27 protein-coding genes are annotated in these 26781 nt (G+C 63.7%); 9 read left to right on the top strand and 18 right to left on the bottom strand.

All coding sequences use genetic code 11. The annotated features are described in order from the left end of the window. Window positions 1-65: 65 nt before the first annotated feature. From E1H16_RS15875 to E1H16_RS15850, 6 genes are all read right to left on the bottom strand, one after another. Complete coding sequence (locus E1H16_RS15875) at window positions 66-572, bottom strand: mycothiol transferase (protein ID WP_134324902.1); 507 nt, start codon at window positions 570-572, stop codon at window positions 66-68. A gap of 48 nt (window positions 573-620) precedes the next feature. Beyond that, window positions 621-1334 (bottom strand): tyrosine-protein phosphatase, encoded by a 714-nt coding sequence (locus E1H16_RS15870; protein WP_134324901.1) that lies wholly within the window; start codon window positions 1332-1334, stop codon window positions 621-623. An 85-nt stretch (window positions 1335-1419) separates the two neighbouring features. After that, window positions 1420-2130, bottom strand: a complete 711-nt coding sequence (locus tag E1H16_RS15865; RefSeq protein ID WP_134324900.1) for a tyrosine-protein phosphatase — start codon at window positions 2128-2130, stop codon at window positions 1420-1422. Then, window positions 2127-2942 carry a phosphonate ABC transporter, permease protein PhnE gene (gene phnE, locus E1H16_RS15860; RefSeq protein ID WP_134324899.1) on the bottom strand — a complete coding sequence of 272 codons (816 nt, stop codon included), beginning with the start codon at window positions 2940-2942 and terminating at the stop codon, window positions 2127-2129. The genes E1H16_RS15865 and phnE overlap by 4 nt, the downstream gene beginning before the upstream one ends. A 5-nt stretch (window positions 2943-2947) precedes the next feature. Further along, complete coding sequence (locus tag E1H16_RS15855) at window positions 2948-3727, bottom strand: phosphonate ABC transporter ATP-binding protein (protein ID WP_134324898.1); 780 nt, start codon at window positions 3725-3727, stop codon at window positions 2948-2950. Then, window positions 3724-4590 carry a phosphate/phosphite/phosphonate ABC transporter substrate-binding protein gene (locus E1H16_RS15850; protein ID WP_134324897.1) on the bottom strand — a complete coding sequence of 289 codons (867 nt, stop codon included), beginning with the start codon at window positions 4588-4590 and terminating at the stop codon, window positions 3724-3726. The genes E1H16_RS15855 and E1H16_RS15850 overlap by 4 nt, the downstream gene beginning before the upstream one ends. A gap of 158 nt (window positions 4591-4748) precedes the next feature. On the opposite strand from E1H16_RS15850, the gene E1H16_RS15845 reads away from it, so the two are divergent. Further along, window positions 4749-5543 carry a GntR family transcriptional regulator gene (locus tag E1H16_RS15845; RefSeq protein ID WP_134324896.1) on the top strand — a complete coding sequence of 265 codons (795 nt, stop codon included), beginning with the start codon at window positions 4749-4751 and terminating at the stop codon, window positions 5541-5543. Here the strand turns inward: E1H16_RS15845 and E1H16_RS15840 are convergent. From E1H16_RS15840 to E1H16_RS15830, 3 genes are all read right to left on the bottom strand, one after another. Beyond that, complete coding sequence (locus E1H16_RS15840; RefSeq protein ID WP_134324895.1) at window positions 5503-6381, bottom strand: SCO6745 family protein; 879 nt, start codon at window positions 6379-6381, stop codon at window positions 5503-5505. The genes E1H16_RS15845 and E1H16_RS15840 overlap by 41 nt on opposite strands. A gap of 110 nt (window positions 6382-6491) precedes the next feature. Then, window positions 6492-7034, bottom strand: coding sequence for a SecDF P1 head subdomain-containing protein (locus tag E1H16_RS15835; RefSeq protein ID WP_134324894.1), 543 nt, complete (start codon window positions 7032-7034; stop codon window positions 6492-6494). Between the two features lie 119 nt (window positions 7035-7153). Beyond that, the gene (locus E1H16_RS15830) at window positions 7154-8719 is read right to left on the bottom strand and encodes an ABC transporter substrate-binding protein (protein WP_134324893.1); all 1566 of its coding nucleotides are present in this window, start codon (window positions 8717-8719) and stop codon (window positions 7154-7156) included. Between the two features lie 273 nt (window positions 8720-8992). Here E1H16_RS15830 and E1H16_RS15825 point away from each other — a divergent pair, with 273 nt between their 5' ends. The 5 genes from E1H16_RS15825 to E1H16_RS15805 all read left to right on the top strand — a co-directional run bounded on the left by E1H16_RS15825 (window position 8993) and on the right by E1H16_RS15805 (window position 13781). Continuing rightward, the gene (locus E1H16_RS15825) at window positions 8993-9763 is read left to right on the top strand and encodes an SDR family NAD(P)-dependent oxidoreductase (protein WP_134324892.1); all 771 of its coding nucleotides are present in this window, start codon (window positions 8993-8995) and stop codon (window positions 9761-9763) included. A 53-nt stretch (window positions 9764-9816) separates the two neighbouring features. Further along, the gene (locus E1H16_RS15820; RefSeq protein ID WP_134324891.1) at window positions 9817-10170 is read left to right on the top strand and encodes an iron chaperone; all 354 of its coding nucleotides are present in this window, start codon (window positions 9817-9819) and stop codon (window positions 10168-10170) included. A 193-nt stretch (window positions 10171-10363) separates the two neighbouring features. Then, a complete protein-coding gene (locus tag E1H16_RS15815; protein ID WP_134324890.1) occupies window positions 10364-10756 on the top strand; it encodes a DoxX family protein in 393 nt (130 codons plus the stop codon). After that, entirely contained in the window at window positions 10753-11694 is a 942-nt protein-coding gene (locus E1H16_RS15810) for an RNA polymerase sigma-70 factor (RefSeq protein ID WP_134324889.1), read from the top strand. Before E1H16_RS15815 ends, E1H16_RS15810 begins: the two co-directional genes overlap by 4 nt. Window positions 11695-11789: 95 nt before the next feature. Next, window positions 11790-13781 (top strand): primary-amine oxidase, encoded by a 1992-nt coding sequence (locus E1H16_RS15805; RefSeq protein ID WP_134324888.1) that lies wholly within the window; start codon window positions 11790-11792, stop codon window positions 13779-13781. 51 nt (window positions 13782-13832) lie between these two features. On the opposite strand, the gene E1H16_RS15800 is transcribed toward E1H16_RS15805, so the two are convergent. The 4 genes from E1H16_RS15800 to E1H16_RS15785 all read right to left on the bottom strand — a co-directional run bounded on the left by E1H16_RS15800 (window position 13833) and on the right by E1H16_RS15785 (window position 18109). After that, the gene (locus E1H16_RS15800) at window positions 13833-14828 is read right to left on the bottom strand and encodes a hypothetical protein (protein WP_134324887.1); all 996 of its coding nucleotides are present in this window, start codon (window positions 14826-14828) and stop codon (window positions 13833-13835) included. A 188-nt stretch (window positions 14829-15016) separates the two neighbouring features. Then, window positions 15017-16102, bottom strand: a complete 1086-nt coding sequence (locus E1H16_RS15795; RefSeq protein WP_134324886.1) for an acyl-CoA dehydrogenase family protein — start codon at window positions 16100-16102, stop codon at window positions 15017-15019. A 24-nt stretch (window positions 16103-16126) separates the two neighbouring features. Further along, complete coding sequence (locus tag E1H16_RS15790; protein WP_134324885.1) at window positions 16127-17314, bottom strand: acyl-CoA dehydrogenase family protein; 1188 nt, start codon at window positions 17312-17314, stop codon at window positions 16127-16129. Between the two features lie 168 nt (window positions 17315-17482). Further along, complete coding sequence (locus E1H16_RS15785; RefSeq protein ID WP_166741802.1) at window positions 17483-18109, bottom strand: TetR family transcriptional regulator; 627 nt, start codon at window positions 18107-18109, stop codon at window positions 17483-17485. A 300-nt stretch (window positions 18110-18409) separates the two neighbouring features. Between E1H16_RS15785 and E1H16_RS15780 the strand changes: the two genes are divergently transcribed. Beyond that, window positions 18410-19255 (top strand): MaoC family dehydratase, encoded by an 846-nt coding sequence (locus E1H16_RS15780; protein WP_134324884.1) that lies wholly within the window; start codon window positions 18410-18412, stop codon window positions 19253-19255. On the opposite strand, the gene E1H16_RS15775 is transcribed toward E1H16_RS15780, so the two are convergent. From E1H16_RS15775 to E1H16_RS15755, 5 genes are all read right to left on the bottom strand, one after another. After that, window positions 19252-19905, bottom strand: coding sequence for a GyrI-like domain-containing protein (locus E1H16_RS15775; protein WP_134324883.1), 654 nt, complete (start codon window positions 19903-19905; stop codon window positions 19252-19254). The genes E1H16_RS15780 and E1H16_RS15775 overlap by 4 nt on opposite strands. Window positions 19906-19910: 5 nt before the next feature. Further along, window positions 19911-20792: an acyl-CoA thioesterase gene (locus E1H16_RS15770; protein WP_134324882.1), complete on the bottom strand. Its 882-nt coding sequence runs from the start codon at window positions 20790-20792 to the stop codon at window positions 19911-19913. 136 nt (window positions 20793-20928) lie between these two features. Continuing rightward, window positions 20929-22032, bottom strand: a complete 1104-nt coding sequence (locus tag E1H16_RS15765) for an acyl-CoA dehydrogenase family protein (RefSeq protein ID WP_134324881.1) — start codon at window positions 22030-22032, stop codon at window positions 20929-20931. A gap of 46 nt (window positions 22033-22078) precedes the next feature. After that, a complete protein-coding gene (locus E1H16_RS15760) occupies window positions 22079-23287 on the bottom strand; it encodes an acyl-CoA dehydrogenase family protein (protein ID WP_134324880.1) in 1209 nt (402 codons plus the stop codon). Beyond that, window positions 23288-24898, bottom strand: a complete 1611-nt coding sequence (locus E1H16_RS15755) for an AMP-binding protein (protein ID WP_134324879.1) — start codon at window positions 24896-24898, stop codon at window positions 23288-23290. A 189-nt stretch (window positions 24899-25087) separates the two neighbouring features. Here E1H16_RS15755 and E1H16_RS15750 point away from each other — a divergent pair, with 189 nt between their 5' ends. Then, a complete protein-coding gene (locus E1H16_RS15750; protein WP_134324878.1) occupies window positions 25088-26017 on the top strand; it encodes an enoyl-CoA hydratase in 930 nt (309 codons plus the stop codon). 101 nt (window positions 26018-26118) lie between these two features. Beyond that, entirely contained in the window at window positions 26119-26724 is a 606-nt protein-coding gene (locus E1H16_RS15745) for a TetR/AcrR family transcriptional regulator (protein ID WP_134324877.1), read from the top strand. Window positions 26725-26781 lie beyond the last annotated feature (57 nt).

The following is a 26781-nucleotide window of genomic DNA, read 5'->3' as shown; positions in this document are numbered from 1 at the left end:
CTGTCTGATTCGTCGCTAGGGCGGGACGCGACCGGTGCGGCAACCCGTCGAAATGACGTGACGGTTCAGCGGGGCAGTAGCCCCCGGAGGAAGCCCGCCTGCCCGGCATGCTGAGCGGCGTCGTCGACAATGCTGACCAGGCGGACGGCGCGGGTCACCGGCGGCTCCCAGTTCTTGTCGATCACCTCGTCCAAGGTGGTCACGTCAACGCTCTTGAAGTAGTCGATCGTGGCGGCGGTCGCCGCGTCGAGGTATCCGGTGAGTAGTCCGGTGTCGGTGACGACGACTTTGCCGACGTCCTCGGGGGTATGCCCGTACCCCATGGACTTTGGTGGCAGGTCGAGTCCGAATTGCTTGACCCAGCCCTCTCGTAGCCAGACTTGGTCGGTGCCATGTAGCGGCGCGATCTGCACGTCCTGTTCACGGGCAATGTGCCAGATCAGCCAGGTGATCGAATTGGCCTCTGAGCCCGGCCGCCAGTTGACGTCCGCAGTCGAAAGCCCGTCCAGCACCTGATGGCACACCTCCTGGCTGCGGCCGATCCCGTCGATGAGTACCTCGCGTGCGTCCATGCGCATCACCGTACGCCGCACCTCGCCCAACGGCGAGGTGCTGAATAGCTAGTCGAGCAGACGTGCCCGCAGCGCGGCCACGATCTGCGGGGATCCGTCGTTGTCGAGGTACCACCCCAGCGCGCCACCGCGATGCGCTCGCCAGGCGCCGAGCGCCATTTCGATCGCGGCACTCGGCGCACCGGCGAAGTCATCGGACAGTCGGCGGGCCTGTTCACCGGCCACATGCGCACGAACGGTGCCGGTACGCGCACGCACTCGGTCCATCACGGCATTCGTCAGGGCGTACTCGCGGATAATCGATTCGTCGTCCACCCCGGCCAACGTCAATGCGAGCGCCACTGTGACCCCGGTGCGATCCTTACCGATCGCGCAATGCACCAGTACCGGCCCGTCTCCGGTGGCGATCGCTTCGATCGCGGAGACCAAATAGCCGGCTCCCGGAGCGGTGAGCATCTGTACGTAAAGCTCGCCGAGCGAGTCCGGATAGGACGAGGTGTCCCTGGCGCGACCGTTGAGGAGCGGCAGGTAATGCACGGCGGCCGAACCGTCGAACGGATGCGGCTGACCGTCACGTTCCTCGGCGTCCCGCAGATCAATGATGGTGCGTGGCGGCCAGTGCGTCAGGTATCCCTCGTGCCGGTCGCCCGACCGCGGTGCGTCGCTGCGCAGGAGCATGTCGCGGCGAAGGCCAGGGACCCCCGCCGCCACATCGCGAAGGTTGACGAGGCGGGCGAGGTCTAGCGGAGTCTCGGCGGTCATGGCATCCTTCGCGGTTGTTGTTCGGCTGCTCGAACATCGACGATAGCCACAAATCGCCGCGGGACGCTCCGCGCGCACCTGGAATTCATCCGGTGCTCACCAGCAGCAGCCGCTCGCGCAGGAGCGCGACCGTCCTGGCGGACCCACCATGATCGAGGTACCAGCCCAGCGCGCCGGACCGCCTCGAGCGCCACTCGGCCAGCACCGCGCCGATCGATTCCGGTGCTGCGGTCATGAAGTCCTCCGGTATCGAGCCGAGGACATCGGCGGTGAGATGCGCGTGGGTTGTGCCGAGTCGCGCGTGTACGTCGTCCATCGCTGCCGCGGTGAGGGCGTAATCGGCGGTGATGGCCTCATCGTCGATGCCCACGAGTGCCAACGCGAGTGCGATGGTCACGCCGGTTCGGTCTTTACCCGCGGCGCAGTGCACCAATACCGGTGCAGGGCCCGTTGCGATGAGTTCGATCGCGGCGACGAGCCGACTCGCGGCCGGCTCGCACAGCATTGTCAGGTAGAGCTCACCGAGGCTCGGCGGCATCGCGGAGACATCGCGTGCTCGACCGTCGAGCAGCGGTAGGTGGTGCACTCGTGCGGCCTGCGCGAGCGGGTTCGGCGAGTCGCTTTCGGTCAGGTCACGCAGATCAACCACGGTTCGCGGCGGCCACGTGACGCGGTAGTCGTGGCGATCACCGGCGTACGGCGCATCGCTACGTAGCAGTATGCCCGGTGTGATCGCTGGGACCGCATCGGCGACATCGCGCAGATTGACGAGTTGATCCATGACGGGGATGGTCATACGAGCTTCTTTCGTAGGTACGAGGACAGTTGGTCCAAGGCGATGACGACGACCAGCACGACGATCACGATGGTCATCACGGCGCCGTAGTCGAAGAGCCGCAGTTTGGTTTGCATCTCCATGCCGATGCCGCCGGCGCCCACCAGGCCCAGCAGCGTCGCGGCGCGCACGTTGCTGTCGAGGATCAACAGGCAGTAGCTGGCCATAGTTGGCAGTTGTTGGGGCAGCAACACCCAACTGATCCGCTGGGACTTTCGGGCGCCGGTAGCGGCCGCCGCCTCCCACGCCCGCATGTCGGCGGCCTCGAAGATGTCGGAGTACAACCGGGCGACGCCGAAACTGGTGCCCACGATGATCGCCAGTGTCCCGGCCAGCGCACCGAGGCCGACCGCAGAGACAAAGATCAGCGCGAACATCAACTCGGGTATGGCGCGGAAAACATTGACCACGAACCGGACCGGCTGACGAATCCACGGATTCGGGGTGACCGTGCGTGCAGCCAGCAACGCTAGTGGTACGGCGAACACCACGCCGAGCAGCGTGCCGGTGAGCGCGATGCCCAGCGTCTCCCACATCAACTCGATCGCGGTGCCCAGTTCTGACCAGTCCGGCGGAAACATTCGGGAGACGAAGTCTGCGATGGCCGGCAGACCGTTGATCAACGTGCCGATGGATAGTTCGCTGGTGCGCGCCGACACGATGAAGATGAGCACGGCGACGATCGCGCCTGCGATCGTCAACGCACTTGGTTGGCGGAGTTTGGCGAGCTTCGAAACGTCGTCAGGTTTTGTCCCCTGGGTGGGGTGCTCCATGAGTTTCATGATGCCGCCGAAACGAGCGCGGGCCCGGATACGCCGCCGTACAACTCGGCGAGCCGCTCGTCGGTGACCTGATCAACGGGGAGGTCGAACAATACCGCGCCCGTGCGCATACCGATGATGCGTTCGGCAACGCGGCGCGCGAGATCGACATCGTGCAGGTTCAGGACGGTGGTCAGACCTTCTGCGCGCACCATACGGACGATGTCGTCCACGACCCCGGCGGCGAGTACGGGATCAAGATTCGCGACCGGTTCGTCGGCGAGCAGCACCGTCGGACGCTGAGCGAGCGCGCGTGCGAGCGCAACGCGCTGCCGTTGCCCACCGGAGAGCTGATCGGCCCGCTTACGAATCTGGTCGCGTAGGCCTAGTCGCACCAGCAGTTCCACTACATATTCGCGATCTGCGGGACTGGTGAGGTGTAGCAGGCTGCGCCACAGCGGCGCGTGTGCGAGCCGCCCGATCAACGCATTGCTCAGGGTCGTTGCCTGGCCGACCAGGTGAAATTCCTGGAACACCAGCCCGATCCGGGCGAGGGTGCGCCGTCTGGTCGAGCCGTGCAGCCCGGCCAGATCCGTTCCATCGAGCAAGATCGCGCCGTCGCCGACTGTCTCAAGACCAGCCAGGCAGCGAAACAGCGTCGACTTTCCTGCGCCGGACGGGCCGAGAACCGCGACGATCTCGCCCTGCTGAACTCGCACGTTGACCTGATTCAGCGCCTTCGTGCCATCGGGGTACGCGAACGATACGTCGTTTGCCTGCAGCAGTGGGGTGCTCATTCGACCTCGTCCAGTTCCACGCCGAGCTCCTTCGCGGCCTCTTCGAAGATGGTCCAGTCGGCGTCTTCGGCGGGCACGAACTCGGTGGCACCGACGGTGTCGAGCACCTCCTGTGGTGCGTCGAGGAACGCCTCGGTGATCTGGTCCTTGATGTCCTGCGAGAGACCTTCGCGGGCGATGACCACCATGGAAATGGGCAGCGGATCGGATTCGGCGACGATCTCGTAGTCGGACTCGGCGATCGTGCCGGAGGACACCAGATCCGGCAACAGCATCGACGCCACGGCGGCGCAATCGGTGCTGCCTTGCTTGACCGATAGCGCCGCGACGTCGTGCCCGCCGGCGAACGTCGACTCGAGGGCTTCGAGATCTACCCCGGCCTGCGTCAGCATGAGGCGGGGAATGTAGTTGCCGCTGGTGGACCCCGGATCGACGAACGCCATGGAGTGGTCCTGGACGTCGGCGAGGTCGTCGACGCCGGCATCGGGGCTGCAGATGATGTAGGTCGAGTACGGCGCGCCGAGTGCCACCGCGAGCGGCTCGATATCGGCGACGCCTTGCGCGATTACGGTCGGCATCGGGCTGAACATCGCCACGTCCAGTAGGTCCGAGCGCATAGCCTCGACAATCGCGAGGTAGTCGCTGGTCTTGGTCACGTTGACGTCCACGCCGGCGGCTTCGGAGACGAGGTCAGCGGTGGGCTGCATCTTCTCGAGCATCTCAGGGTCGGCTTCGCCCGGCGGTACGCCGAACTCGATGACGTCGGGGTTGTCGTCGGCGGAGGCGCCGGAAGTGCAGCCGCTGAGCAGGGTGACGGCGCTCAGTACGCCGGCGGCCAGGAGGGTAGGTCCGGTGGATTTCATGAGATTCCTTGGTGAGGGGGCGAGACTCCTCCAGATTCATCTAGATGAATTAACGGCTCCGCAGAGCTTGGTGAACCGCCGGAGAACTACCAAAGAAGCAGCGGTGTGGGCGAAGTGGGGAGCGAGTCGGGATAGTTCCAGTCATCTAGACTTCGGCCATGGCCGCACCTCGATCCGAACAACTGCCGCTGCACGTGCAGGTGCATGACGCAATTCGGGACTTGATTGACACTGGTGTCCTCGAACCGGGAGCCAAGTTGCCGACCGAGATCGGGTTCGCGGCCGAGTTCGGGGTCAACCGGCTCACTGTGCGACAAGCGCTCTCCGAACTCGCGCGGGTCGGGCTGATTGTGCGCCGGCAAGGCAGCGGGACGTTCGTGGCCCCGCGACTCGAGCCGTTCGAGGTCGAAATGTCGCCGTGGGACTGGGCGGTGCAACATGAACGATCCACCCGCGCCATGCAGGAGCAGGGACGTCAGTTGCGGGAGAGCCTGCTTGACGTGGCCGAGGTCGATGCGCCCGCGGATGCTGCCGAGCACCTCGGACGTGGACGACTCACCTGGCTGGAACTGGTGCACATCCTCGATGGCGCGCCGATCATCCGAACTCAGTTATGGACGCGCACCGCATGGAGCGTCGAGCAGATCAGGCAGCGGGGCAACGAGTCCTTCGACCATTCCATGCTGCGAGACATCGTCGGTCACGATATGTACTACGCGTGGCGGTCCTTTGACGCCGTTCCAGCCGGTCCACGTGACGCCGAGGTGCTCGGGGTGAGCACCGGATCGCCGTTACTGCGCCGATGTGGGCTGAACTCCGACCGGGCTGGGGTGCCGCTGTTGTATCTGCAGCGAGACGCGCCGAGTGGGCGGATGCGCATCCTGATTCGCAGCGAACCCCCGCCGGGTGACGCTACTTCTGATACCTGGGTGGCAGTATGCCCGCGTCAATAACGGCGTGGACGAAGGGGCGGGCAGCGGCGAGCAGGTTCAGCGGATCCTCGATCGATGCCCACACCCCGGCGCCGGCGTCGTCGGTCTCATCCTCGATCAGCTGATATAGCTCGGATCCTTTGGCGGTTAGCCGCTCGGCGTCCGCCTCCAACAGCCCCCGCACCCGCAGCGCGTCGAGGGCCTCGGCCCATTCGTCGTCGTTCCAGGCGCGGGAATTCTTGGCACGCTCGCGTCCCATCCGCCCGCCTGGTAGCGCAGGATCGCGGTCAGCTTCGTGGAAGACAACTGACTCGCACGGCGTGATCTCGTGGGCGACCAATGACGCGATGTGTCCGTCCCCGCGTAATTCGCGGAAGGTCGCGGTTGCCTGCCATAGCGCAACATGCGGTGCCAGATCGCGTGCCAGGTCGAGGTTTGCGGCGCCCAACGGCCGACCTCCCTTGGGTGCGGCCGCGAGCGCTGCGTTCAGGCGCTCGACAGTACGAGGGAGTTCCGGGCTCGAGAGTAGATCGCCGAGCGCGCGGGTCAGCGCTTTATCTGCCACCCGTTCGCGTGCATCCAGCAGTTGCGATGGGGTGCGTGTGGCGCGGGCCGAGTCCCAGCCTGGCTCGGTCGCGCGCGGGCTGAAGTTGTAGAAGGTGGCCGTGACCAACGCGGCGGGGATATCGCCCAACGGTGCTGCGCGCCAGCCGAAGTATGACCCGAAGAAGGTCATACCCTCCTCGTCATTGACCTCGGCGACCTGGGGACCGAAGTAGGCGATGACGTGCAGTGGTTCGAGTTCCTGATATGCCTGGCGCGCGAGGTTGCGGGCGGTTTCGTCGTAACGGAAGGTCATCGGCGTACTCCTGGCTGGGCTGGATGGCTGGCTCGCGGGAACCGGATTCACCTAATCACGTAGGCCGGTCGGTGGCGAAAGGTATGAGGTGATGAACCACGCTGACGACCTCAGCCCCCGAGCGCTTCGGCGATGTCCTTGGCGTCGGTCTCGGAGAAGCCTCCAGAGATTTGAACCGGGCCGACGATTCGGTCGGCGACGACCGGTGCGACCAGCAGTTCCGAGCCGTCCAAAACGAGCGCGATGCGGTTCTGCGGCGGATCCAGTTGAGCAGTCTGCGCGGTCAGTTCGCCAAAAGTCTCCGAGTCGGCATCGATCAGGGTCAGGTTGACCACCCACGCACCGAGATTCGGATCCAGGGTCGCTTCGACGCCCTCGAACTGCGTGGGCGCCATCGCCGGCTCATCGAGGATCAGGCAATCTTCGGAGGTCGGATCCGGCAACGCGAGCTGTGGTTCATCGACGGCGGGACACTCGCCTGCGGCTTGGTCTGCCACGGGGTGGATCGTAAGCGGTTCCTTCGACGTAATCTGCCCATCGGACGCGGGCGATGTGTCGTCGGGTGTTGTCGAGGAATCCGAATCATCAGCGCAGGCGCCGAGCACGAGCGCGCAGGCAAGCATGGACACAGGAACCAGCCGTCGAACGGTCATGCACTGAGTCTCTCATCCCCGGTTGTCATCGAACGCTGCAGCAGACGCGGCCGGGCGGCGACTCGTCTCCTGGTTCGCGAGGAGTCCATCGTCCGGCCACGTTCGCAGTCGCTGCGCGATTATTCGCTCTTGGCGACGTTGCGAAACAGCATGCGTCCGTTTGGCGAGTCGAGGCCCGAGATCTTGTCGGTGAAGCCTTGGGCTAATTCGACGCTGCAGACCGGGACGAAGTGCGGCGGCGATTCGACCCACGCGTCCATGTAGTCCTCATAATGCGGCGCGCGCTTGGCGGGATCGATATCGGCCGCTCCGGCGGCGGCGTACTCGTTCAACTCTGGGTACTCTTCGTTGCCGGGATTGAACAGCGCCTCCGGCGAGACATAGCGGCCGTACAAGGCATCCGGGTCGTTAATGCCGGTCGTGGCCGACTCGAACATCTTCGCCGTCTTGTCGATGGAGAATTGCTGAACTTGCTCGACGGGTGAAAGCGGACGGACCTCGATGTTGAGGCCGATCTCCTTCAACTGTTGCTGGAGTACCTCGCCGAATGCCGTGTACAGGGTCACGACCGGCGTGACCACTCGGACGTCCAGACTCGTGACTCCCTTGGACTCCAAGATCTCCTTGGCCTGTGCCGGGTCGTACGGGAAAACATCGAGCCCATCGCCGATCTTCTTGCTGTAGCCGGGGCTATCAGCAGGGAACGGCTGGATTTGCGGGGTGCAGTAGCCGTCGAACAGGCCCTGCGACACAGCCTCGCGGTCGACGGCCATATTGAGCGCCTTGCGGACCTCCGGGTCACCGAACGGCTCCTGGTCGGTATTCACCGCGAAGTAGAGCATGGGCGAGCCGGCCTTCGAGATCACATTGAAATCGGAGTTCAATGCGGTGTTGATCTGATCGCCACTGAGCTGAGCGCCGTCCAGTTCTCCGGTCTTGAGCGCATTGATGCGGGTCTGGTCGTCGGTCATTAGGTAGTAGGTGATGGTCGCGACGTGCTGCGCGTCGGGATCCCAATAGTCGGGGGTCTTTTCGTAGTCGACCTTGTCGCCGGGGACGGAATTGGTGACTTGGTACGGACCGATGCCTACCGGACCTTTGTCGAGAGCGCCGGATTTGGCCGCCGCCGGCGACACCATGATTCCCGGGCGTGCCGCCAATGCGGTCACCAGCGAACCGAGCGAGCCGGTGACGTTGATCTTGACCGTCAACGGGTCGATGACCTCGACGGACTCAAGTTGGTAGACCTCGCCAGAGATCTTGCTGTCGGGGCCGGTGGTGCGTTCGAGATTGAACTTGACCGACTCTGCGTCGAACGGCGTGCCGTCCGAGTACGTGAGGCCGTCGCGAAGTTTGAGCGTGATGGACTTGTTGTCCTCGGCCGGGGTGAACTCCTCGGTCAGCATCGGGACGATCTCGCCGTCGCCGGTCTGGTTCAGTAGCCGGTCGTACACCGGATCGAAGAACGGCAGGTCGGCGCCGGTGACGCTGCGGATCGGGTCCCAGTCGAACGCGAAGGTGTTATGCGCCCAGGTGAGGTGAGCATCCGGGTCGTAGTCATCAGCGAGCGGGACGCTGGTGGGCAGCCCGTCGGCGTCGGAGGAGCCAGAGTCGGGTGCATCACCGCAGCCGGCGACTAGCAACGTGACTGCCAGTGCGGCGGCGATCTTGACAGAAACTCGCATGGGATTTCCTTAGGCCGGGTCCACGTCGAGTTTCCCCTTGGGGAGGCCGACGCAAACTGACTGGACGTTCGATAAATACATTTTCATAGTGACTACCACCCGGCAGATGCGCGGTCAATCTCCGACGGTCCTGCGGAGGCGTGTTCGCGGGTGCAGCGCAAGCCTGTGAATCGCGGCAATGCTTCCCAGGCGACTGTGACGGGCGCTACGGTTCGAGGGTCCACCACGGCGGACCAACTGGTCCGCCCGTAGCCCCAGGGAAGGTCGACCAGCATGCCAGGAATGCTCGAAGGAAAGTCCGTGCTCATCACCGGCGGCGGATCGGGGATCGGCCGGGCGACAGCGCTCGCGGCCACCCGCGAAGGGGCGAACGTGGCGGTGGCCGACGTCGACCGTGATGGGGCCGAACACACCGCGGAACTGATAACTCGGGCGGGCGGGCGCGCGCTGGCGTTGCAGGTGGACGTGACGAACGAGGCCCAGGTCGAGGCGATGGTCGCGGCTGCGGAGGACGCTTTCGACGGACTGGACGGCGCCTTCAATAACGCCGGAATCTCGCGAGGGCGCGATTACCAGCCAGGGATGCTCACCGGTGATCTACCGCTGCAGGCCTGGCGTGACGTACTGGATGTCAACCTGGACGGGGTATTCCTGTGCCTGCGTCAGGAACTGAAGCAGATGATTCCTCGCGCTCGCGGGTCGATCGTCAACACGGCCTCGGTCGCAGGGTTGATCGGCCTGGCCGGTGCGTCGCCGTACACCGCGAGTAAGCACGCGGTCATCGGCCTGACCAAGGCATCGGCGTTGGAGTACGCCGAGAGCGGAGTACGCATCAACGCGCTGTGCCCGGGGTATGTGAGAACCCCGATGACACAGGGAACTGCCACCGATGAGGTACACGCCAGCCGAATGGCGCGTACTCCGATGTCGCGGTACGGCGTACCGGAGGAAGTCGCCGAAATGGTGGTGTGGCTGCTGTCGGATCGGTCGTCATTCTGCACCGGGTCATCGTTCACCGTCGGAGGTGGGATCGAGGCCGGCTGAGCCAGCTCGCGGGTAGGTTTCCTTCTCGATTCGCGGTCCATTATTCTCTGGCCATGCCAGCCCCGAAGCGTTCCAGCGTCCAGGATTTCTTCGATCGACTCGAGCCACATCAGCGCGAACATCTCGAGCGTTTGCGCGAGATCAGCCTCAGTTATGTGCCGCGGGTCAGTGAAGAATTGCGATGGAATCAGCCCGCGTATATCGCCGAAGGCATGCAGTGGCTCCTGCAGGCATTCGGCAAACATTGTTCCCTGCGGTTCACGCCGGAGTTCTTTGCCGACCACCAAGAGGCCGTCGCTGCGGCCGGCTACGGCTACGGTGCGGGATTCCTGAAGATCCGCTACACCGAAGAAGTCCCGGAGGCGTTGTGCCGCCAGCTCATCGACGCCCGGCTCGCTGAGTCCTGAGGGCAACGCACATAGCGAGCGCGGCTCTCTGCTCAGTGGGATCGCGGGAGCATGCGCGATGACCTACCTACGCGGATCCGCGGGCGTAACTGTTCACCTGGCGTGAGCGACCGGTGATCCGACGCCGGACATGTCACAGGAATTGACGCCAGTTTGTCTACAGGGTGAGAACTTCTTCAAGAAGGGAGAGCCCATGGATACCGCACTGTGGATCATCGCGGGAATTTTGGCGGTGGCGTTCAGCATCGGTGGCATCGTGAAACTCACGGTGCCGAAGGAAACGTTCGCCGCGAAGGGCGGCGCCGCAGCGAAATGGACGGAGGACTTCAGCTCCGCCGGCTTCAAACGCCTCGGCGTATTGGAGTTGCTGGGCGGACTCGGTCTGGTGCTGCCGGCGATGGTGGGCATCGGGCCGATCCTGGTGCCGTTCGCAGCACTCGGCATGACCATGTATATGACCGGTGCAGCGACAACCAGAATTCTGCGTCACGAACCAGTGAGCGCCATCGCCGGAGACTTACTGTTCATCGTCTTGACGATTTTCCTGGTCTGGGGACGGTTTAGCGCCGTACCGTTCGAGGCGTGAGTGAGAAACAAGAACAGCGAGCGGCGGAGTTCTCCGAACTTCGTCCGCTGCTGTTCTCCATCGCGTACCGGATCCTCGGCAGCGTCGGCGAAGCAGAGGATGTCGTCCAGGACGCTTGGCCGATCTTTCAGGCTGAGGACGACGTCCGATCTGCGAAGGCATTTCTGTCGACCGTCGTCACTCGCAACGCAATCAATACGCTGAACTCGGCGCGGATTCGTCGTGAGACGTACGTTGGCCAGTGGTTGCCGGAGCCGTTGCTGGAGGATCCGTACCAGGATCCGCAACGATCCGCCGAACTCGCGGACTCGATATCGATGGCGGCGTTGCTGCTGCTGGAGCGCCTGAGCCCGCTGGAACGTGCGGCGTACGTCCTACGAGAGGTGTTCGGATACAGCTACGGCGAAATCGCGCAGCTGCTCAAACGTGGCGAATCGGCGTGCCGCCAATTGGTGGCACGGGCACGCCAGCACATGGCCGCGGGGCGGATCAGGTTCGATGCCGATCTGCAGCATCGTGATGAGTTGGCCGAGCGGTTCTTCGATGCGGTGCGGGCCGGGGACGTCGACGGGCTGCGACAACTGCTGACCGCAGACGCGCAATTCACGGCCGACGGCGGCGGCCGAGTACCGAACCTGAAGCGCGCTGTGATCGGGCCCGATCCGATCGCACGGCTGGTTCTGTCGGCGTACCGCGATCTGTGGGAGTTGGGCGCGCGGTTGGAGGTGCGTTCGATCAATCGTCAACCTGGTGGGATCTTGCGGGATCGGGATGGTCGCGTCATCACGGTGATCGTTCTCGATGTCGCCGACGGCCAGATCCAGGCCGTACGCGCGATCAATAATCCCGACAAACTGGAGCATCTCGGCGAGGCCGCGCCGGCCGAAGCGCTGGGGCAGGAGCTCAGAAGATTGCGACGGGAACGCCGGGAGGGCTAGGCCGTGAACGCCTGCTGTGATCGGAACCAGACGGGCGGTTGGGGGATTAGGCTGCGAAGTGACGCATCCCACTCGCCGTAGGAGGCGACCTGCAGATGACCGCGACCGAGCAAACATCGCCGACTCCCGCCCACCCACTAGAGCCGCTGAGCGCCGCCGAGATGACTGCCGCCGCCGCGATCATCCGATCGGCGCCCGAATGGACCGACTCCTGCAGGTTCGTTTACTTAGAACTGCAGGAGCCGCCGAAGCACGTGGTAACGACGTGGCAGCCGGGCGATGCCTGGGACCGCCAAGCGTCCGCGCTACTACGTGACCGTGGCGCGCGGACCACCTATGAGGTCATCGCCTCGGTGACGAACGGCGAAGTCGTGCGGTGGCGGCTCATCGACGGCGTACAGCCGCCGATGATGATGGAAGAGTTCGCCGCGTGCGACGAGGCAATACGCAGCGATGCGCGATGGCAAGCGGCCATGCGCGCACGCGGGGTCGACGACTTCAGTCTCGCGATGATCGATCCGTGGGCCGGTGGATACACCGGGCCCGACGACGATCCGGGGAAGCGACGCATAGCCCGACCGCTGACGTTCCTTCGGGCCAGCGCCGAGGACAACGGATACGCCCGCCCCATCGAGGGCCTGATCGTGACCGTGGACCTCGACGAGATGAGGGTGCTGGATGTCGCCGACCACGGCATGGTGCCGATCCCCCCGCAGCCGGGCAACTATTACCCCGAACTCGTCTACGAGGATGGCAATGTGCCAGCGTTCGAAACCGAACGAACGGCATTGGCAGCACTGGAGATCACCCAGCCGAATGGGCCCAGTTTTACCGTCGAAGGGCACCATGTCAGTTGGTCAAACTGGCGACTGCGCATCGGGTTCACCCCGCGTGAGGGGCTCGTGCTGTACGACGTGAATTATCTCGACCGCGGCATTTCCCGCCCGGTGCTGTACCGCGCATCGCTGTCAGAGATGTATATCCCGTACGGCGATCCGAGTCCGACGCACTGGAACAAGAACGTCTTCGACGAGGGGGAATACGGACTGGGTTGGCTGGCGAACGCGCTCGAGCTCGGCTGTGACTGCCTCGGCGAAATCCGGTACTTCGATGGTCTCGTCAACGATCAAGACGGAAACCCGATGGTGATGCCGAATGCGGTGTGCATGCACGAGGAGGACTACTCGATCGGCTTCAAGCACACGGACTTCCGGACCGGTCGAGCGCACGTACAACGCAACCGTCGCTTGGTCATCTCATTTATCGCGACCGTCGGTAATTACGAGTACGGCTTCTATTGGCATCTATATCTGGACGGCTCGATCTCCTTCGAAGTCAAGCTAACCGGGATCATCTCCACTGGTGCGATCGAAGTGGGCGGCACGCCTGAGTTCGGCACGCTCGTTGCGCCCGGCCTCTACGGCCCCAATCACGAGCACTACTTCAATGTCCGCCTCGATATGCGCGTGGACGGTGATCGGAACAACCTCTACGAACTGAACTCCGTCGCTGAGCCCGCCGGGCCGAGTAACCCACATGGAAACGCGTGGCGCGCACGCCGCGAACACCTCGACACAGAGAGCGCCGCGCAGCGCCTGCCGGATTCACTGCACGCTCGAGCGTGGTTGGTGACCAGTGCGGACAAGGCCTCTGCGCTGGGCGCGCCGACTGGCTACAAGTTAGAACCCGGCCCGTTTACGGCGCCGCTGTGGCAGGAAGGCTCACAGCAGGCCGCCCGCGGGGCCTTCGCCGCGAAGGCGTTGTGGGCCACGGCGTACGACCCGGCACAGCGTTACGCGGCCGGCGAGTATGTCGCGCAGAACCCAGGTGGCGATGGGCTTCCGGCGTACGCCGCGGGGGACCGCTCGATCGCTGATGCGGACCTGGTGCTGTGGCACACGATGAGTGCGCACCACGTGGTGCGCCCGGAAGACTGGCCAGTCATGCCGGTCTCCTCGGTGTCCATGCACCTGAAGCCATTCGGTTTCTTCGACGGCAATCCGATGCTCGACCTACCAGCGCCGTCCGCCTGCCGATGCGGCCACGACGGCGGATGCGATCATTGCGGGAGCTCCGACGCCGAGTAGTCTGGTCGATAAGTAAACCGACGGGTATGGCTGCGCCGATATGTGGCTTGCTTAGTAGTCGATGTGCCCGGTGGTGGGGATCCGACCGTGTCGGGTGTGATTTACCAGCGTGAACACGATCGTCCCTGCGATCGCAATCACCAGTGCGACCAACAGCGGCCGCCCGTCCTGCCACAACGCCGCACCGAACACATCGACCCCACTGGCGAGCGCATCGGAGATGTCGGTGCCGACCCAGCGAGTCCCGAGCGAGTACGGGATCGCGATAAACAGCGGTGGAACAAGCCACAAGATTACTAACCCGGCGACCCACACCGCGATCCGTGCCAGCGGACGCACCCCACACCACGCGAGCACTAGTCCTACGATCACCGCGGGCAGCCAGTGGGTGACCGAATTCCACGTCGACATCCCCTCGCCGACGCCGGTGAACACGACGACCACGTAATTGATCCAGCTTGCGATCGGAACGGCGCTCGCGAGAAGACCGACGGCGCAGATGGGCACTGACTTGCTTTGCGTGAGCCAGAAAATTGCTTGTCCCAATCCGGTGCCAAGCAACGCGATGCCCAGCATGCCGAAGAAATACAACAGCGCTCGATCGTCGGCGTACGAGGTCGCGATCCCCAGGCCGTCGGCGAGTACGACGGCGACCTGCAGCGTGGCGACCAAGTGGATGCCGAGCACACCTAACGATGCAGCAAGTCGAGGTACGCGGTGCTGTAACGCGCGGGCGGCCACACCGGCGACGAGTCCGCCGACGAGTTGCATGATGAGCACCTGAAGGATGTAGTACTGGTTCAGCGGCAGCAGCGCGAACGGCATGGCTGCGGAATCGGTGGTCCAGAGGTTTTGAAGTGGTAACCGCGCACCGTTGAAGAGTTGCGGCAGCAGGCCGACGAACGCTGCGAGGACCCCGATCGCGATGCCGAACTGAGCGCGCCGACCGCGGTCCGCGGACTGGGTGGCCGCTGTTCGCGCAGCGGCGTCGAGTTGTACCGCCGGCGCGCCTGGTGGATCCGGATGCTCCGGGTCGGGGAGAGTCACGTCAATGAAACTACCGCCTACCGAAGCGAACCCCCTCGCGATCTGCGGTGACGCAACGCGCTTGTACTGGAGGTCACGGTCCCGCGAACGGCCTGACTAAGCACGCGACTCGTCGAACGTAGTTGGGTGCCCTGAACAAGCAAAACCGGGGTCCACCTATACAGGTGAACCCCGGTCTCGGGCTATGGCTACACGCCGAGCTTGTCGGCCAGGCGATCCTGCTGGAACAACGGGCCACCAAGCAGCACGTTCCCGGTCACCGCGTTGCGGTAGAACAGGTGCGCGTCATGCTCCCAAGTGAAGCCGATGCCGCCGTGCAACAGCATCATGTTCTTCGCCGCACGCACGTACGCAGGCGAGGACAGCACGCGCGCAGCGGCCGCCGCGACCGGAGTCTCGTCCGACTCGGTCGTCAGTGCCTGGCTAGCCGAGCGTACCGACGCGTCGACCAGCGACCACTCGGTGTAGGCGTCGGCGAGCTTGTGCTTGACGCCCTGATAAGCGCCGATCGGCAGTCCGAAGCTGTAGCGAATGTTCGCGTACTCGGTCGTGATGTTGATGCACGAGGTGATCGCGCCGGACTGCTCGGCAGCGAGCGCCACGTTTGCCAGGTCGGTCACCCGGTCGAGGATCGCATCGGCGTCCCCGGCGAGTTTGCGACCTTCGGCCCCGTCGAGGACGACCGTGGCGATGCTGCGGGTCAGGTCCAGGCTCTCCTCGGTGGTCACGGTGACGCCAGCCGCGCCCGCTTCGACGAGGTACAGACCGTCGGAGGCCTGCACGACGAGGACGTCGGCCTGCGCGCCGTTGAGTACGGCGACCTTGGTGCCGCTGAGCTTGCCGTCGTTCGCGGTGACGCTGGACGGACGTGAGCCCCACGTCGCGTCGCCGGTCTCGCTGATGGCGAGGGCGCCAATCGCAGCGCCCTCAGCGATCTTCGGTAGCCACTGCGACTTAGCCTCGGCGTCGTCGCTGGCCAGCAGCGCACCCGCCGCGAGCACGCTGGAGGCGAACAGCGGGGACGGCACCAGGCCGGTCCCAAGTTCGCGCAACGCGACCAACAGGTCGGCCCAGGTGCCGCCGGCTCCGCCGAATTCCTCTGGAATCGCCAGGCCCGGCACGCCGAGGTCGCTGATCCTTCGCCAGACGTCGGCGTCGTACGGGTCGTCCGACAGCGCGACCTCGCGCACCTTCGACAGCGGCGAGCGGTCGGCGATGAGTTTCTGAATGGTTTCCGCCAGTGCCTGCTGGTCGGAGTTATCGATTAGCGTCACGAAAAAGCTCCTATATCTCGCAGGTCACTTCGACAGCTTGAGTTGGTTGAACGGTGTCTTGCGGTCGGCCGCACCCGGGTCCTTCGGTAGACCCAGGACGCGCTCGGCGACGATGTTGCGCTGGATCTCGTTCGATCCACCGGCGGTCGCTGAACCCGGTCCGGCGAGGATCGACTTGGCGACCTTCGCAGCCTTGCCGGTGAGCAGGGCGACGTCCTGGCCGACAATCTCCTCGGCGGCATCGCTGGCCCACAGGCCGAATTCCGCACCGGCGAGCTTCGCAGCCGAACCGCGCGCGCCGATCTCCTTGCCGGCGAGTGCGCCTTCGTGCAGCACCTTGCCGAAATGCGCCATGGCCATTTCGCGGGCGTACACGGTCGCGAGTTTGCGGCGTACGCCGGAGTCTTCGTTGGTCCCGATTTCCTTGGCCAGCTCGGCTAGCGCGTCGAACCCGAGCGGCGCCGAGCGCGAGCGGCCCTTCGCACCGATCGTCACGCGCTCGTTGCGCAGCATGACCACCGCGGCCGGCCACCCTGCGTTGACCTCGCCGATGACAGCGTCGGCGGGCACCTCGACGTCATCGAAGTAGACCTCGTTGAACGGTGCATCGCCGGTGGCGACGACCAGCGGGCGGACGGTGACGCCCGGGTGATGCATGTCCACGATGAACATTGTGATGCCGGCGTGCCGCGGAACCGTCGGGTCAGTGCGGGCGAGGATCGCGCCGAAATCGGAGAACTGGGCGCCCGAGGTCCACACCTTCTGCCCGTTGATCAGCCAGTTGCCGGACTCGGTACGCGTGGCAGTGGTCTGCAGGCTCGCGACGTCCGAGCCGCCGTTGGGCTCGGAGAAAAGCTGGCACCAGACCTCTTCGCCGGTGAGCATCTTCGGGATGTGGCGCTTCTTCTGCTCTTCGGTACCGAGTTCGAGGATCGTCGGCGCGGGCATACCCAGGCCGATGACGAACGGGCCGACCGGGAGAAGGAAGTCGGCAGCCGCCTCGTTGAACGCGATCAGTTCATCCTCGCCGAGTCCCTGGCCGCCGTATTCCTTCGGCCAGGTGATGCCGGCAAGTCCTGCCTCGGCTAGCTTCTTCTGGAAGTCCTTGGACTCCTGCAGGGTCGGGTTATAGTCGCCGTCGTCACCGCTGAATGGCCGGGCGTTCTCCTTGAGCCAGGCGAGAGCCTTAGCTCGGAACTCCTCTGCGGGCATGTGGTTGTCCTTCCGTGCGATTCGTGGATCGGGCTCTATCCGCGCACATCGCGGGGGACTCGAGATGAGGCCGACAGTGCGCGTATGACATCAATGAGAACACGTTCTAGATCGTTAGTGATCCTCACCGTGCGCTCGCAGTTTGTCAAGGAATGGTGTAGTGGGCGTTCAGTCGAGAAGCTTGCTCGCGGCAAGCCGGATTCGTCGTTCGACCTCGGGTCCGTCGAGGAGCCCATTGAGCCACGACACCGTACTGCCGACCCACACCGTCTGGACCATCTGCAACGCGCGGTGCTCTGCCTCGGTGATCACGTGGTTGTCGCCCCAGGCCTGCTCCGCTGCGATATCGGCGAACACCGAGACCGGGCGCTCGCGCGGCTGGTCGCTATCGGCATGGGCGAGCGGCTGCGGGGTCTGATGCGCCGACATCGCAGCGTGCGCGAACCCCGGATTACGCAGCATGGCGCGAAACCCGCGTGCGAAAACCTCACCGGTGCGCCCGGCGGGGGAGTCTTGGCGGGCCGGACGGCGGCGTAGATCGGCTCGCAAACTGCCGAGTTCGCTCAGGATGGCGCCTCGAATGAGTTCTTCTTTCGAGGGGTAGTACCGGTAGAGCGTGGCCATTGCGATCCCTGCCCGGCGCGCGACTTCGCGCATCTGCACGGCCTCGTAGCCGCCTTCGGCGGCCAAGTCGATCGCCGCACGGAGCACGCGTTCGATGCGCATCGCCTGAGCCGACGTCCCGCGCCCGGTCGGGTCGGGAGCCGACTCAGGCAGGTCGTTCATGAGGGTCATCGCTGTCCTTCACGGCCACAAGCATCGGATGTCGTGCGCACCAAACTCTAATGGGACGGTACGCCGCGGAACGGCGGTATGGCCTTCGGCGGTGGTTCAGCACTGCGGTGCGTTATCGTCGGTCGTGAGCGGGAATCCTCATATGTTGGCGATTCTCGCAGGGTTCATATTGTGCTGTCGTGCAGGTGGGATCGGGTGTGACCTAAGGTTTGCCGTGGGTTGTCTCCGGCAGTTGCTCGCCAGACAACCGCCATCCAGTTTCGGAGTCAACGCCGCGGTTCGCGAAGAAATGAGGAACGTATGCCCATCGATTCATCGTTGATTGGACGCACTAGTGATCCGGTCCGCACCACGTGGGACTCGAAGGATGCACTGCTCTACGCGCTCGGTGTCGGCGCGGGACAAGTCGACCCCTACGACGAGTTGGAGTTCACCACAGAGAACTCGGTCGACGTACAACAGTTGGTGCTGCCGACCTTCATTAACGTCGCCGCTGCGGGCGCGGTCGGTGGGTTATTGCCGGCGGACGTCGATACCGCCAAGACGCTGCATGCGACACAGGCGTTCACCCTGCATCAGCCGCTGACGGTCTCCGGGGAGTTGGAGAGCGTCAGCAAGATCGTCGGCGTGTTCGACAAGGGCGCCGGCGCGCTGGTGCAGGTCGAGACCATCGCGCACGATCTCTCCGGAGCGCACGTCGCCACGATCGAGATGGCAATGTTCGTGTTGGGCGGCGGCGGATTCGGCGGCGAACGCGGTGGTGATGCGGGCTGGGAAGCGCCAACCGGCGATCCCGACCACGTCGTCACCTATGCGACGCCGACCGATCAGGCGCTGCTCTACCGGCTGACCGGGGATCGCAATCCGCTGCACTCAGACCCGGCGGCCGCGCGTCGAGGCGGCTTCGACAAGCCGATCCTGCATGGGATGTGCACGTACGGCTACACCGGTCGTGCGTTGCTGCACGCCGTTGCTGGTTCGGATCCGTCCCGGTTCACATCGATGTCGGGGCGTTTCACCAAACCGATCATCCCGGGTGAGTCGATCACCGTCTCTATGTGGGTTGACGGCTCGAGTGTGCGCTACCGGACGGCTAATGCTGACGGTGACATCGTGATCGACCGTGGCACCGCAACTATCAACTAACTCTCAGTCGGTGCACTGACCCGAGATAAATCACGCGGTGTGACAGGTTGGCGCAGCAGGGTGCGCATTCGTTCGGGTGCGACTCTGCGGAAATCGCTGAAGTACACCTCATGATGGGTGCCCGCTAAGCGATATCCAGCATCCGGAATGAACCGGTTGTGCATCTCGTCAAGAACGGGGCCTTCGTCGTCGAAGGCGCCGACGTGCAAGGTCTGCGCGCATCGCCCTTCGGACAGCGTTTCCAGCCGCAGATCGTTGATTCGCGGCGGGGGAGTCTTACCGGCGACCTGCGCGAGGACGGAATCGTACATATCCGCGGTGATCCACTCAGGCACCATGATCATCGCGGTCCAGTCCCAGCGGGATTTGTCGCGGTCCGTGGTGTACGCCGCCAGGTCCGGCGCCGTCCATAATCCTTCCAGCGGTGGGACGACGTAATCGCGTCCTAACTCGGTTTTGCTGGCGAACTTCAGTTTGTAGGCAATCGGGTAGAGCGTCTCGAGCGCGCCGGTGAACGATTGCGAGGTGTTCGGATCGCCGTGACCGTCGATCATGAGGTAACGCAGATCGGGTACGTCGACAATCGCGAATTGTCCCCGACGTCCGTGATAGCTCGCGAGACTCTTCTTGAAGTCAATCTTCTCGGCCATGAGTGTCACTCCCGTGAGGTGCGAATCAAAGCTTCCTGGGTGATCGAGGCCACGAGGTCGCCGCCCGCGGCATGCATAACCCCGCGCGCGAGTGCCCGCGAGCCCGCCACCGAAACCGAATGCAGGTCGTACAACAACCAGTCGTCGACCCGAATGTCACGGTGGAACCACATCGCGTGATCGAGACTCGCGGCCATCGTCGGGCGGCTGTCGCGCCACATCGCCGGTGGACGCGCGGCCGTCACCATTCCCATATCCGACATCAGCGTGAGGATCGATGCGTGTAGCAGCGGATCGTCCGGTAGGTCCTCACGCACACGCAACCACATCCGTCGAGTGGAGGCGAACGTGCCATCGTCGCGGGGTTCGGTTGCCCCGACGTCCTGTACGTCCAGGTCGTCGAGAACCTCGAGGTGCGGGAGTACCGATTGAGGACTCTGTGCATCGTGCGTGGGCACGGCTACGTCCGCCGCGCGATGTAGTTGATATTGCTCGCCGGGTTCGGTGCGGTGAAAGGAGGCGAGCATCGTGAAGATGACCGAACCGGCCTGCGTGACTTCGACCGATCGCGTGGCGAAACTACGACCATCGCGAACGCGGGTGACTGCGTAGTCCAGCGGGATCTCTGGACGCCCGATCTGCAGAAAGTACGCGTGCATCGAATGCGGCCGCAGGCCGGTGACCGTGTGGCCGGCGGCCTGCAGCGCTTGTCCGGCGACGATGCCACCAAACACGCGATGCCCGGGCCAGTGCAGCGGGCTAACGCCGCGGAAACGCTCGGCGCCGTAGGACTCGATCGAAACTAGTTCCCGGAACGGTGGTACGCCCTCATGGTCGGAATCCGAGCTGAGCAGCATCTCGGGGGAGGTCGGCTGATGGGAATCCACGTGTCGGGCTCCTGGCGTCGCGGGCGTCGGTTCAAGCAGGCTCCGTAGGTGAGCACGCGGATTATCCAGGTGCCGTCTCCCTCAGAGCATGGCCTGAACCCATCCTGGCACGTCGCGCCTCAGCAACCTCTCGAGCCTAGATCTTCAAGTCCGCTAACAACGTGTCCAAGAGGTTTCTGCGGTGCGTTGGCCCCACACCGAGGATTGCGCGGTTTACCGTTGCGCGCTTGAAGAACAGGTGGCAGTCCGACTCCCACGTGAATCCGATGCCACCGTGCACCTGAATCGCGGTCGCGGCAGCTCGGAACGCCGCCTCGGCGCAGTAGTCCTTCGCTACGCTGGCCGAAGACGGTCCCTCGGCAAGGTCTGCGTCGAGCGCTGCAGCAGCGTAGAAGGTCGCTGGCCAGCCGGACTCGAGACCGACGAACACATCAGCAATCAAATGCTTTAAGGACTGAAAGCTCCCGATCGGTTTGCCGAACTGGGCTCGTGAACGTGCGTAATCAACGGTCCTGTCGAGGCTCGCCTGACCAACACCAAGCGATTCGGCGGCCAGCAGCGTCCACGCCGTTGACCGCGAGAACTGCAGAATGTTCGTCGCGTCGGGACCTGTCGCAAGGACGGTGGCCGCTGCGTTTGTGAACGTGATGTCAGCGACCGGGCGGGTCGGGTCAGTTGACTCCCGCGGTTGCACCCCGGTCGCGCCCTGATCTAGCGAGACGGCTGCAATCGCAGTGCCGTCATCGGTCAACACGGGGAGCACCAGCAGGTCGGCACGCGCGCCGTCGATAACCTGTGGCGCAACGCCTGTGACGACGCCATCGGCGAGTGTGATCGCTGGATCGCCAGAATACTGCGGATCGCAATGCTCAAGAGTCGCTACTGCGACACGCGTGCCATCGCAGAGGTCACGAAGGATCTGGTCGCGCGCGGCACCCTGGCAGCGCTGCACCATAACGGAGGCGACAGCGGCTGGCAGTAATGGCTGGGACGCCACAACCTGGCCGCTTTCCATCAGAATGATTGCGAGTTCGACGATGCCGCCGCCCCCGCCACCGACGTCCGACGGGACCGCGATGCCCGTGAAACCTATATCGGCGAGGCGCATCCAGGCTCCACGATCCCAAAACTCGGGGTTGTCGTGGGTCGCGCGTGCCGCACCGAGAGTGACCTCTCGGGCGAAATAGTCCCTCGCCATCGACTGTAAATCGGACTGTTCGGGGGTGAGGTCAAAGTGCATCTGGGATGCCAATCTGGTCGAAAGTTGAGGGAGTTGTCCGACGTCGCTAGCGAGGGAGCCCGAGAACGCGCTCTGCGATCGTGTTGCGTTGGATTTGGCTAGACCCGCCGTACACCGTCTCCACTCGCGACATATAGAAGTTATCCAGCCATACGGCGTTGTCATTCGGGGTGCCGAGCGGTTCGGCGCCGAAGAGGACTGAGTGCCCAGGTCCGTCGTGGATGACAGCGTCGCTTCCGAGAACGTCGACCGAGAGTTCAAGCAACTTCTGATGGAACTCCGATACGAACAGTTTCATGAATGACGACTCGGGGCCGGGGGCATTGCCCGTTGACTCGATCGTCACTACCCGAAGGGCGACGAAACGTAGTATCTCCGCGGATTGGAGCATGGAAGCGAACCGATCCCGGATCGTCATGTCCTCGAGGCAGCCGCGACTGCGCGCAAGTTTGAGCAGCCTGATCAGCTCGATGCGGTGTCCCACCGCTGCTGCTACAGCGGACGCGCTGCGCTCGAAGCCGAGCAGGGTGAGTGCGACTTTGGCTCCGCTGTTGACCGGGCCAAGGATGTTCTTCGCGTCCGTACGAGCGCTATCGAAGAACACTTCGCAGTACTCGGCATCTCCGGTCATCGTCTTGATCGGACGTACATCGACACCGGGTTGATCGACGGGAACGAGTAGGAACGAAATTCCCTTACCGCCGCTATTCGGTTCGCCAGTACGGCATAGCACAAACAGCCAGTTCGCTGTACTGGCCGCGGTCGTCCAGATCTTCTGCCCGTTGATCACCCAGGTATCGCCGTCGAGGGCTGCACGCGTGCGAAGACTGAACAGATCACTTCCCGCCTCGGGCTCGGAGTACCCCTGCGCCCACTGGTGTGCGCCGCTGAACGCATTCGCGAAGAAGAACTCCTTCTGCTCTGGAGTACCCCATTCGAGCAATGTCGGTCCGAGCAAAGAGAGGAAGGAGAAATCGTTCCGGGTTGGGGCCAGCGGTGCGCCGGCCAACAGGAACTCCTCCTGCACGATCGCTTTCTCGATCGCGTTGAATCCGCTGCCGCCGACCTCTTTGGGGTAGGCGTATCCCAAGTACCCAGCGTCCAGAATCGTGCGCCGCCACTGTTCGTTGAACTGTTCGTGCGCGCGACCGCTCAAAGCGCCGACTCCCTGCCAATCGGCGGGCAGGTTGGCATGCAGGAAGTCGCGTATCTGCTGCCGAAAGCGTTCCTCTTCAGAGGTGTATTGAATCTGCATTTACTTGCCCTTCAGCTGCTGACGAAGCTGGAATTTCTGAATCTTGCCGCTCGCTGTGCGTGGGAGATCATCGACGATGACGAGGTGTTCAGGAAGTTTCTGGTTCGCGATGCCCTCGGCGCGCAAGAAAGTCACCAAGTCGCCTAGGTCGGGTTGTTGGCCGTGTGCCGGCACGACGACGGCGCAGACGCGTTCGCCCATGACGTCGTCGGGCTTGCCCACGACAGCAACCTCGTCGACGGTCGGGTGTTCGAAGAGCAGGTCCTCTACTTCCTTGGCGCTAATGTTCTCGCCGCCACGGATAATGATGTCTTTGATGCGGCCCGTGATCGTCAGGTATCCGTCATCGTCGAGATAACCGAGGTCCCCGGAACGGAACCATCCGTCGGAGGTGAACGCGGACTCGTTGAGCTCGGGGTCCAAGTACCCGACCATGAGTTCGGGGCCGGTTACCTGAACCTCCCCAGCCTCGCCCGCCCCGAGTTCACTTCCGTCGGGCGCGATGATGCGAATACTTTCGGCACCCAAGAGTCGCCCGTCCGTTTCAGCTGCTTTCGCCACGGGGTCTCCGGGGGCGCAGCCTGTCGGCAGGGGGAACTCAGTGGAGCCCCAAACGCGGGTAATAAAGCAATCGAGCCGATCACTAGCGTCGCGAACAAGCCCCGCCGGAACTTCTGCGCCGCCGCACACGAACAGTCGCAGGCTGCTGGTCGATAGTCCGCGTTTCTCAGATTCGGTGAGGATGCCGTGAAGGAACGGCGTAGCCCCCATTGTGAATTTGCAGCGATAACGTTCGATGAGGTCGACGCCTTCCTCGGCCGACCAGACGTCTTGGAGCACCGCAGGCGCACCAATCATCTGCGGAAGGGATGCCGCCATGCTGATTCCGGTGATGTGTCCGACTGGAGAAGGCATGTAGATGACATCATCGCTGGTCAGGTCCCACACAGCGATTTCGTTGCGCAGTTTGTATCCGAGGGTGTTGTGAGTGTGGACGACGCCTTTGGGATTCGCTGTCGTCCCTGAGGTGAAGAGCAACAACGCGGGTTGATTAGCGTCGCGTGCGACCGTATCGGGTTGACCGGACGCGTTAATACACGCCGACTTGTAGTCGATCGCAGCCTTGTTCGCGGTCGGGCCATCGCCGACGGTGATGACGGTCTGCAATGTGGAGATGTCTGCCTGGAGCCTCGCGCCCATTTGACCGTAGTCGAACTTCCGGAAGTAACTGGGGACCACGAGCACGCGGGATTCTGCCTGACGGAGGATGAAAGCGAGTTCGCGCTCGCGATAGATCGGAACCACGGGATTGCTGATCGCCCCGCACCTCAATACCGCGTTGTGAAGCTCAATCGCCTCGATCCAGTTCGGCAGTTGCCAGGTCACAACCTCGCCAGGGAGCACTCCGCAGCTTTGCAGCATCGCGGCCGCTTTGGTGACCTGGGCGTCGAGCTCGCCAAAAGTCACCGTGACGTCGTTGCGGATGACCGCTGGCGAATCCGGAATCTCGCGGGCAGCGCGGGCCAGGTACCCGTCTAGCAGCTCGTCGACCCAGTCGCCGGTACTCGTCCAATGCGCGATCGCCTCGTCGGTGGGCGTGGGGACATGCATCGTTGGCCTCGCTTAATGCTGCGGACGGTGTCGGATTGTTAATTCGGACGGTTCGCGTAACGTAACTGCTTGCTGAAACCAGTGTCAAGTGCGGCGCTAGCCAAGTGCTGCTCTGGAGTTCGCGGCGTCCATGGTGTGGAGTGGTACACGCGAGTGCGAATTCCAAACGCCGAGCAATGGAGGAATCTCGTGGACGATCTCAAGTGGATTACTTACCAGACGACAGACGAAGGCAAGATCGCGATCATCTCGCTGAATCGACCGCGTCAGCGCAACGCCCAGCACAGGGGATTGCTCGTCGAACTCGATAAAGCGCTGCTATCTGCCGAGGCGGACGACGCAGTGCGAGTGGTTGTGCTGCGGGCAGAGGGGAGCTCGTTCTCCTCGGGGCATGACCTCGGTTCCAGCGCAGCGGTTGCCGAACGTGAGCCGGGTGATGGCTTCGAGCCGTCGCTGGCGATGCGCGGCGGGACCAAGAATGGCGTTGAAAAGAATTGGCTGCAGGAATGGCACTACTACTTCAACAACACGCGACGTTGGCGAGACCTCCGCAAGATTACGATCGCGTCGGTCCAGGGCCCGGTCATCGCTGGCGGCCTCATGCTCGCCTGGTGCTGCGACCTCATTGTCGCTGCCGACGACGCGTTCTTCTGCGATCCCGTCGGTTCGCGGCTGGGGATGTGTGGGCTTGAGTACTTTGCGCACCCCTGGGAGTTCGGTGCGCGCAAAGCCAAGGAGCTGTTGCTGACTGGCGATGGCATCGGAGCGGAAGAAGCGCTCCAACTCGGCATGGTGAACAAGGTATTCGCTCGCGATCGCCTCGATGAGGACACCCTGGCCTTCGCGCGTCGGATCGCGCGCCGTAACCCGGCAACTGCGCTGATGGTCAAGGAGCAGGTGAACCAGAGTCAGGACATACAGGGGTTCTCCAGCGCCCTGCAGGCGTGCTTCTCGGTGCATCAGATGGGGCACGCACATTGGATGGTCGAAACCGATGGCGAAGGAATCATGCCGGTCCCGGGCAAGGGTGCCGAGGAGTTCTGCGACGACGGCCCCATGCTGAAATCCACTCCGTACTCGCCGTTCGGGGTAGACCCCGCTGAATCCGCACAGCGGTGATCGGCGTGCAATGGCGCCGGCAGCGCCCGGTCTGGTGGCAGTAGTGGCGTCATGTGCGGAGTTGGCCGGGTGCAAGGCCACGTCGGCGATGAGGAGGAGATGTGAGTCCACCGCGAGCCGCCGGTAGACCCCGAGACCCCGAGATTGATGTTGCTGTACTCGAGGGCGCTCGCGCGGTGTTTATGTCTGGGGGATGGATCGGCTTCGGATTCGAAGCGGTCGCGCGCGCCGCTGGGGTGGGCAAGCCTGCGGTGTACCGTCGCTGGCGCGATAAGCCATCCCTGATTGCCGAAGCCTTACTGGACGCGCAGCCCCCGGTAGCGGTCGACACGGGTAGCTTCCGCGGTGATATCTCCGCTGTTGTGCATTCGCAGGTTGCCTGGTGGCAGACAGACAAAGGGCCGCTGATGCAACGCATCCTTGCCGAACGACTGGCGCACGATGATTTCGCCCGTCTGCTGGACGAGGCGTATCGAGATCGCTCGCGTGCGCTTCGCGAGGTCACGATCCGGGGCATCGAGCGCGGGGAGGTGCGGGTGGGCGTCTCCCCAAGCATGGTGTCGGAGATGGCGGTGGGTGCGGTCTCGATGCATTTCAACTACCTGCCGCCGCGACGTCGTACAACGCGATACCGGACCGAGCATCGACGTTTTGCCGATGACCTTGTCCAAGCCATCATGAACGGCGTAGCCGTCAGCACGACGTAGCAGCGGTTCGCTGGTTGGTGGTGTGATCTCCTGTATCGGGGATTACATCGACGGTTG

This window comes from Cumulibacter soli, from assembly GCF_004382795.1.
Classification (GTDB): domain Bacteria; phylum Actinomycetota; class Actinomycetes; order Mycobacteriales; family Antricoccaceae; genus Cumulibacter; species Cumulibacter soli.
This window is presented reverse-complemented; position numbering and strand designations above follow the sequence as displayed.

Coding starts and splice junctions, on each gene's coding strand:
- E1H16_RS15875 (WP_134324902.1), bottom strand. CDS start 572: ATGGACGCACGCGAGGTACTCATCGACGGGATCGGCCGCAGCCAGGAG.
- E1H16_RS15870 (WP_134324901.1), bottom strand. CDS start 1,334: ATGACCGCCGAGACTCCGCTAGACCTCGCCCGCCTCGTCAACCTTCGC.
- E1H16_RS15865 (WP_134324900.1), bottom strand. CDS start 2,130: ATGACCATCCCCGTCATGGATCAACTCGTCAATCTGCGCGATGTCGCC.
- phnE (WP_134324899.1), bottom strand. CDS start 2,942: ATGGAGCACCCCACCCAGGGGACAAAACCTGACGACGTTTCGAAGCTC.
- E1H16_RS15855 (WP_134324898.1), bottom strand. CDS start 3,727: ATGAGCACCCCACTGCTGCAGGCAAACGACGTATCGTTCGCGTACCCC.
- E1H16_RS15850 (WP_134324897.1), bottom strand. CDS start 4,590: ATGAAATCCACCGGACCTACCCTCCTGGCCGCCGGCGTACTGAGCGCC.
- E1H16_RS15845 (WP_134324896.1), top strand. CDS start 4,749: ATGGCCGCACCTCGATCCGAACAACTGCCGCTGCACGTGCAGGTGCAT.
- E1H16_RS15840 (WP_134324895.1), bottom strand. CDS start 6,381: ATGACCTTCCGTTACGACGAAACCGCCCGCAACCTCGCGCGCCAGGCA.
- E1H16_RS15835 (WP_134324894.1), bottom strand. CDS start 7,034: ATGACCGTTCGACGGCTGGTTCCTGTGTCCATGCTTGCCTGCGCGCTC.
- E1H16_RS15830 (WP_134324893.1), bottom strand. CDS start 8,719: ATGCGAGTTTCTGTCAAGATCGCCGCCGCACTGGCAGTCACGTTGCTA.
- E1H16_RS15825 (WP_134324892.1), top strand. CDS start 8,993: ATGCCAGGAATGCTCGAAGGAAAGTCCGTGCTCATCACCGGCGGCGGA.
- E1H16_RS15820 (WP_134324891.1), top strand. CDS start 9,817: ATGCCAGCCCCGAAGCGTTCCAGCGTCCAGGATTTCTTCGATCGACTC.
- E1H16_RS15815 (WP_134324890.1), top strand. CDS start 10,364: ATGGATACCGCACTGTGGATCATCGCGGGAATTTTGGCGGTGGCGTTC.
- E1H16_RS15805 (WP_134324888.1), top strand. CDS start 11,790: ATGACCGCGACCGAGCAAACATCGCCGACTCCCGCCCACCCACTAGAG.
- E1H16_RS15790 (WP_134324885.1), bottom strand. CDS start 17,314: ATGCCCGCAGAGGAGTTCCGAGCTAAGGCTCTCGCCTGGCTCAAGGAG.
- E1H16_RS15785 (WP_166741802.1), bottom strand. CDS start 18,109: ATGACCCTCATGAACGACCTGCCTGAGTCGGCTCCCGACCCGACCGGG.
- E1H16_RS15780 (WP_134324884.1), top strand. CDS start 18,410: ATGCCCATCGATTCATCGTTGATTGGACGCACTAGTGATCCGGTCCGC.
- E1H16_RS15775 (WP_134324883.1), bottom strand. CDS start 19,905: ATGGCCGAGAAGATTGACTTCAAGAAGAGTCTCGCGAGCTATCACGGA.
- E1H16_RS15765 (WP_134324881.1), bottom strand. CDS start 22,032: ATGCACTTTGACCTCACCCCCGAACAGTCCGATTTACAGTCGATGGCG.
- E1H16_RS15760 (WP_134324880.1), bottom strand. CDS start 23,287: ATGCAGATTCAATACACCTCTGAAGAGGAACGCTTTCGGCAGCAGATA.
- E1H16_RS15755 (WP_134324879.1), bottom strand. CDS start 24,898: ATGCATGTCCCCACGCCCACCGACGAGGCGATCGCGCATTGGACGAGT.